Raw genomic sequence first — 6,462 nt, 5'->3', positions numbered from 1 at the left:
GCGGCCGGGCCCGCCGCCGCGGCAGAAATGATACGATGGGCGCATCGATGCCGTTTGCCTGGAAGCAGATGAAGGACAGGACATGGTAATCCGCGCTCGCCGCCGACCGGCCCGCTGGCTGGTCCTGGCCGCGGCCGTCACCCTCGCCGGCTGCGGCGTCGTCGCCGCGCCGTTCCGCGTCACCGGCGCCGTGGTCAAGGCCGTGCCGGTGGTCGGCCACCCGGTCGCCGCCCCGCTGGACGCCACCGGCGACGCCATCGACTGACGGCACGGCCCGACGGGGTCGCCGGGCAGCCATCCCGGCGATCCGGGTTCCGCCGGTCGTCCCGACCCGCTATGGTCGGCGCCCCTTCTCGCAGCGCCGCCGATGACCGACGACGACCCTCCGACCGCCGCGTCCGGAAGCATCTTCCGCCACCGCGGCTTCGCCTATTACTGGACCGCCCGGCTGATCGCGACCTTCGCGGTGCAGTTCATCAGCGTCGCGGTCGGCTGGCAGGTCTATGACCTGACCCGCGACCCGTTCGACCTCGGCCTGGTCGGACTGGTGCAGTTCCTGCCCTCGCTGGCGCTGGTGCTGGTCACCGGCGCCGCGGCGGACCGCTACAACCGGCGCCGCATCATGGCGGTCTGCATCGGCGCCGAGATCGTGTGCGCCCTCGGGCTGCTGGCCCTGACCATCGGCGGCGACCACCGGGTCTGGCCGATCTTCGTGGTCCTGGCCGGCTTCGGCATCGCCCGCGCCTTCCTGGGCCCGGCAGTGCAGTCGCTGCTGCCCAACCTGGTGCCGCCGGAGGAGCTGTCGACCGCGATCGCCTGGAACTCCTCCTCCTGGCAGATCGCCACCATCAGCGGCCCGGTGATCGGCGGCCTGCTGTACGGCCTGGCGGCGGAGGTGCCCTACGCCCTCGCCGCGGCGCTGATGGCGGCCTCGATCGGCCTCGTGGCGCTGATCCCGAAGCCGGCGCAGAAGACGGTGCCGGAGCCGGCGAGCTGGGAGAGCCTGGGCGCCGGCTTCCGCTACATCTGGGGCGAGAAGGTGGTGCTGGGCGCGATCACGCTCGACCTCTTCGCCGTGCTGCTGGGCGGCGCCACGGCGCTGCTGCCGGCCTATGCCCGCGACATCCTCGATGTCGGCCCCTGGGGCCTGGGCCTGCTGCGCGCCGGCCCCGGCATCGGCGCGCTGGTGGTGGCGATCTGGCTGGCCCGCCGGCCGATCGAGGACCAGGCCGGTCTGATCATGTTCGCCTGCGTTGCCGGCTTCGGCGCCTTCACCTGCGTCTTCGGCGCCTCCACCCTGCCCTGGCTGTCGATCGTGGCGCTGGCGTTGATGGGCGCCTTCGACATGGTCAGCGTCTATATCCGCGAGACGCTGATCCAGCTGTGGACGCCGGATGCCCTGCGCGGCCGGGTGAATGCGGTGAACATGGTCTTCGTCGGCGCCTCGAACGAGCTCGGCGAGTTCCGCTCCGGCATCTCGGCCTCGCTGATCGGCGTGGTGCCGGCGGTGGTGGTCGGCGGCCTGGGCACCATGGCGGTGGCCGGGCTGTGGTCGGCCTGGTTCCCGCAGCTGCGCCGCATCCGCCACCTGAACCACGCGGCCTGAGATCGCCGTTCCCCCGGCCGGGAAAATCGCCATGATGGAGCCGGCGCAGGGAACGGATTCGCTCATGTCCTCATTCGACCCCACTTCGATCTGGGCGGTCGCCGCCGCGGCGGTGCTGGGCTATCTGCTCGGCTCGATCCCGTTCGGCCTGGTGCTGACCAGGGCCGCCGGGCTGGGCGACATCCGCAACATCGGCTCCGGCAACATCGGCGCCACCAATGTGCTGCGCACCGGCCACAAGGGCCTGGCCCTGGCGACGCTGCTGCTGGACGGCGGCAAGGGCGCGATCGCGGTGCTGGTCGCCGGCCTCTTCGACCCGATGCTGGCCGTGATCGCCGGCGGCGGCGCCATGCTGGGCCACATCTTTCCGGTCTGGCTCGGCTTCAAGGGCGGCAAGGGCGTGGCCACGGCGCTGGGCACGCTGCTGGCGATCATGTGGCCGGTCGGCGTGCTGTGCTGCCTGGTCTGGCTGGCGATGGCCGCCCTGTTCCGCTACTCCTCGCTCGCCGCGCTGGCGGCGATCGCCGCGGCGCCGGTGCTGGCCTGGGCCCTGTCGGGCACGACCATCCTCGGCGCGGTCTGGACCGACCTGCCGCGCGCGGCCCTGGCCCTGTTCATCGCCGTGCTGGTGTTCATCCGCCATGACGGCAACATCCGCCGGCTGCTGCGCGGCGAGGAGCCGAAGATCGGCCAGAAGAAGGCCGCGGCGGGCTGAGGCCTCCTCCCGGGTCAGCGCCTCCCCTTTTCTGTCATTGCCGGGCTTGACCCGGCAATCCAGGGGTCCCGGAGAGCCGCTCCGGCCGCCCCTGGATCCTCGGGGCAAGCCCGGGGATGACAGCTTAAAGTTGGCCTGTCCGCCTCCGCACCAATTGCCGGTTGACCCGGCCGCCGGGCTGCCCCGAAGCTGGCAGGATGACGACCTCCCGGCGCCCCTTGAGCGAAGCCGAGCGGCTGGACTGGCTTCGCCTCGCCAGGACCGACGCCGTCGGACCCATCACCTTCCATGACCTGATCGCCCGCTACGGCTCCGCCGGCGCCGCGATCCAGGCGCTGCCCGAGCTGTCGCGCCGCGGCGGCCGGCGGGCCGAGCTGAAGCCGCCCTCCGTCGCCGAAGCCAGGCGCGAGCTGGACGCGCTGGCGCGGATCGGCGGCCGTCTCGTCGCCGCCTGCGAGCCGGACTATCCCGGCATCCTGGCGATGATCGAGGATGCGCCGCCGGTGCTGTCACTGCTGGGCCGCGGCGAGCTGGCGGCCCGGCCGATGGTCGGCATCGTCGGAGCCCGCAACGCCTCGCTGAACGGCCGTCGCTTCGCCCATGGCATGGCGCGGCAGCTGGGCGAGGCCGGCTTCACCGTCGTCTCCGGCTTCGCCCGCGGCATCGACACCGCGGCGCATGAGGGCGCCCTGGCCACCGGCACGCTGGCGGTGCTGGCGGGCGGCATCGACATCATCTACCCGCCGGAGAATGCCGGCCTCTACGACCGCCTCGCCGAATCCGGGCTGGTGGTGGCGGAATGCGCCCTCGGCACCCAGCCGACCGCCCGCCATTTCCCGCGCCGCAACCGCCTGATCTCCGGCCTGTCGCTGGGCGTGGTGGTGATCGAGGCGGCGCTGCGCTCCGGCTCGCTGATCACCGCCCGCATGGCGGCGGAGCAGGGCCGGCAGGTGCTGGCGGTGCCGGGATCGCCGCTCGATCCTCGCGCCCAGGGCTGCAATCGGCTGATCCGCGGCGGCGCCACCCTGGTCGAATCGGCCGAGCATGTGATCGAGGCGCTGGCGCCGCAGATCTCCAGCCCGCTGCTGCGCGAGCCGCCGCCGGCACCCCGCCCCTCCTCCATCCTCGTGCCGGAGGGCGCCGATGGGGCCGGAACCGACCGCGACCGGGCGATGGCCCGGGTGCTGGAGCTGCTGTCGCCGACACCGACGGCGGTTGACGAACTGTTGCGCGATTGCCAATTGTCTCCGCCGGTGGTGCTGACCGTGCTGCTGGAGCTCGAACTCGCCGGCCGGATCGAGCGCCAGCCCGGCAACCGGATCAGCCTGCTCTGACTTGCCGTTATTGGTGAGTCCGTTTCCTGGCGCCGCCTCCCCGGCGGCGCCGTCGTCAGAATTGAGTGTGGCGCTTTGGCAGACCAGACCCTCGTCATCGTCGAGTCGCCCGCGAAGGCCAAGACGATCAACAAGTATCTCGGCCGCGACTATACGGTGCTGGCCAGCTTCGGCCATGTCCGCGACCTGCCGGCCAAGGACGGCTCGGTGCGGCCGGAGGAAGACTTCGCCATGGACTGGGAGCTGGCCGACCGCGGCAAGTCCCGCATGGACGAGATCGCCCGCGCCGCCAAGGACGCCAACCGCGTGCTGCTGGCCACCGACCCGGATCGCGAGGGCGAGGCGATCTCCTGGCATGTGCAGCAGCTGCTGCGCGATCGCCGCGGGCTGAAGGACCTGGACATCCGCCGGGTCACCTTCAACGAGATCACCAAGTCCGCCATCCTCGACGCCGTTGCCCATCCGCGCGACCTGGACCGCGAGCTGATCGAGGCCTATCTGGCCCGCCGGGCGCTGGACTATCTGGTCGGCTTCACCCTGTCGCCGGTGCTGTGGCGCAAGCTGCCGGGCTCCCGCTCCGCCGGCCGTGTCCAGTCCGTGGCGCTGCGGCTGATCTGCGAGCGCGAGATCGAGATCGAGCGCTTCAAGCCGCGCGAGTTCTGGAGCATCGAGGCGGTGTTCCGGACGCCGAAGGGCGACGAGTTCACCGCGCGGCTGACCCATCTGAACGGCCGCAAGCTCGACAAGTTCGACCTGCCGGACGAGGCCTCGGCCCGGGCAGCGGTGGCGGCGATCGATCCGCTGGCCTTCGCTGTCGTCTCGGTCGAGACCAAGCAGGTGCGGCGCCACCCGGCCCCGCCCTTCACCACCTCGACCCTGCAGCAGGAGGCGTCGCGCAAGCTGGGCATGAGCGCCACCCAGACCATGCGCACCGCCCAGCGCCTGTATGAGGGCGTCGACATCGGCGGCGAGACCGTCGGCCTGATCACCTATATGCGGACCGACGGCCTGACCCTGGCCGGCGAGGCCATCGCCCAGGCCCGCCAGGCGATCGGCAACCTGTACGGCCCGAACTACGTGCCGGGGCAGCCGCGGGTCTACAAATCGACCGCCAAAAACGCCCAGGAAGCGCATGAGGCGATCCGCCCGACCGACCTGCGCCGCCGGCCGGAGGACGTGTCCCGCTTCCTGTCGCGCGAGGAGCTGCGCCTCTACGAGCTGGTCTGGAAGCGCACCATGGCCTGCCAGATGGAATCGGCGGTGCTGGACCAGGCCATCGTCGACGTCGCCGATGCCCGCCAGACCGCGGTGTTCCGCGCCGTCGGCACGGTCATCCGCTTCGACGGCTTCCTCAAGGTCTATCAGGAGGACCGCGACGACCCGGCGGCCCCGGGCGAGGATGCGGATGAGAGCCAGCGCCGCCTGCCGGCCATGGCCAAGGGCGACGCGGTCGAGCGCCGCAAGACCATGCCCGAGCAGCACTTCACCCAGCCGCCGCCGCGCTTCACCGAGGCCAGCCTGGTCAAGCGGATGGAGGAGCTGGGCATCGGCCGCCCCTCCACCTACGCCTCGATCCTGCAGGTGCTGCAGGACCGGGAATATGTGCGGTTGGAGAAGAAGCGCTTCATCCCGGAGGATCGCGGCCGCATCGTCACCGCCTTCCTGGAGAACTTCTTCAAGCGCTACGTCGAATACGATTTCACGGCGAAGCTGGAGGAGCAACTCGACGACATCTCGGGCGGCAAGCTCGACTGGAAGCAGGTGCTGCGCGACTTCTGGGCCGCGTTCCACGCCGCGGTGGAGGAGACCAAGGACCTCAAGATCGGCGACGTGATCTCGGCCCTGGACGAGGCGCTGTCGGACCATCTGTTCCCGCCGAAGGGCGACGGCACCGACCCGCGGCTGTGCCCGTCCTGCGCCAAGGGCCGGCTTGGACTGAAGCTGGGCCGCACCGGCGCCTTCGTCGGTTGCTCGAACTATCCGGAATGCCGCTACACCCGGCCGCTGGGCGCGCCGGGTGAGGAGGGCAATGGCGAGGAATCGGCCCTGCCGCGCCTGCTGGGCGACGATCCGGAGACCGGCCTGCCGGTGTCGATCCGCAAGGGGCCCTATGGCATCTACGCCCAGCTTGGCCCCAAGGACGAGACGGCGAAGGGCGAGAAGCCGAAGCGCGCCTCGCTGACCAAATCGCAGGACCCGATGACGATCGGGCTGGAGGAGGCGCTGGCCCTCCTCTCCCTGCCGCGCGAGATCGGCCGCCACCCGGAATCGGGCGAGCCGATCGTCGCCGGCATCGGCCGCTTCGGGCCGTATCTGAAGCATGGCGAGCGCTACAAGAACCTGCCGCCGGACGAGGACGTGCTGAAGATCGGCATGAACCGCGCCGTCGACCTGCTGGCCGCCGATGCCGCCAAGGCCCGGCCCAGCGCCGAGCCGCTGCGCGAGGTCGGCCCGCATCCCGACGGCGGCGAGCCGATCAAGGTCTTCGCCGGCCGCTACGGCCCCTATGTCCGGCACGGCAAGGTCATGGCTTCGCTGCCCCGCGGCGTGGAGCCGGAGGCGGTGACGGTGGAGAAGGCGGTCGAATGGCTGGCCGCCAAGGCGGCGAAAGGCCCGGCCAAGGGCGGCCGCGGCCGCTCGGCGGCCAAGGCGGCGCCGAAGGCCGCCGCCAAGAAGGCCCCGGCCAAGAAGGCAGCCCCCGCCAAGAAGACAGCCGCTCGCAAGAGCAAGGCGGCCGAGTGAACGCCGGCCCCCTCACCCGCGCTCTTACGAGTCCCCCTCCCCTCGCGGAGGGGCTAGGGGAGGGG

General features: G+C 71.5%; 5 protein-coding genes. All 5 read left to right on the top strand.

Features of this window, described 5'->3' with window-relative positions; translation table 11 throughout:
- Window positions 1-82 precede the first annotated feature (82 nt).
- The 5 genes from P409_RS22800 (at window position 83) to topA (ending at window position 6,397) form a co-directional block, all read left to right on the top strand.
- Window positions 83-265 (top strand): DUF6726 family protein, encoded by a 183-nt coding sequence (locus tag P409_RS22800; RefSeq protein ID WP_034844099.1) that lies wholly within the window; start codon window positions 83-85, stop codon window positions 263-265.
- A 102-nt stretch (window positions 266-367) separates the two neighbouring features.
- The gene (locus P409_RS22795) at window positions 368-1,606 is read left to right on the top strand and encodes an MFS transporter (protein WP_034844097.1); all 1,239 of its coding nucleotides are present in this window, start codon (window positions 368-370) and stop codon (window positions 1,604-1,606) included.
- A 64-nt stretch (window positions 1,607-1,670) separates the two neighbouring features.
- Window positions 1,671-2,321 (top strand): glycerol-3-phosphate 1-O-acyltransferase PlsY, encoded by a 651-nt coding sequence (gene plsY / locus P409_RS22790; protein WP_034844104.1) that lies wholly within the window; start codon window positions 1,671-1,673, stop codon window positions 2,319-2,321.
- 197 nt (window positions 2,322-2,518) lie between these two features.
- Window positions 2,519-3,655 carry a DNA-processing protein DprA gene (gene dprA / locus P409_RS22785; protein WP_034844094.1) on the top strand — a complete coding sequence of 379 codons (1,137 nt, stop codon included), beginning with the start codon at window positions 2,519-2,521 and terminating at the stop codon, window positions 3,653-3,655.
- A gap of 75 nt (window positions 3,656-3,730) precedes the next feature.
- Window positions 3,731-6,397, top strand: a complete 2,667-nt coding sequence (topA, locus tag P409_RS22780) for a type I DNA topoisomerase (RefSeq protein ID WP_034844101.1) — start codon at window positions 3,731-3,733, stop codon at window positions 6,395-6,397.
- Window positions 6,398-6,462 lie beyond the last annotated feature (65 nt).

The organism is Inquilinus limosus MP06 (assembly GCF_000767795.1).
Taxonomy (GTDB): domain Bacteria; phylum Pseudomonadota; class Alphaproteobacteria; order DSM-16000; family Inquilinaceae; genus Inquilinus; species Inquilinus limosus_E.
Note: the sequence above shows the minus strand (reverse complement) of the source record. Positions and strands in the feature narration are given on the sequence as shown.

Bases quoted from the DNA above. Each gene is read 5' to 3' on its own strand.
- plsY (WP_034844104.1), top strand. From the start codon at position 1,671: ATGTCCTCATTCGACCCCACTTCGATCTGGGCGGTCGCCGCCGCGGCG.
- P409_RS22795 (WP_034844097.1), top strand. From the start codon at position 368: ATGACCGACGACGACCCTCCGACCGCCGCGTCCGGAAGCATCTTCCGC.
- P409_RS22800 (WP_034844099.1), top strand. From the start codon at position 83: ATGGTAATCCGCGCTCGCCGCCGACCGGCCCGCTGGCTGGTCCTGGCC.
- dprA (WP_034844094.1), top strand. From the start codon at position 2,519: ATGACGACCTCCCGGCGCCCCTTGAGCGAAGCCGAGCGGCTGGACTGG.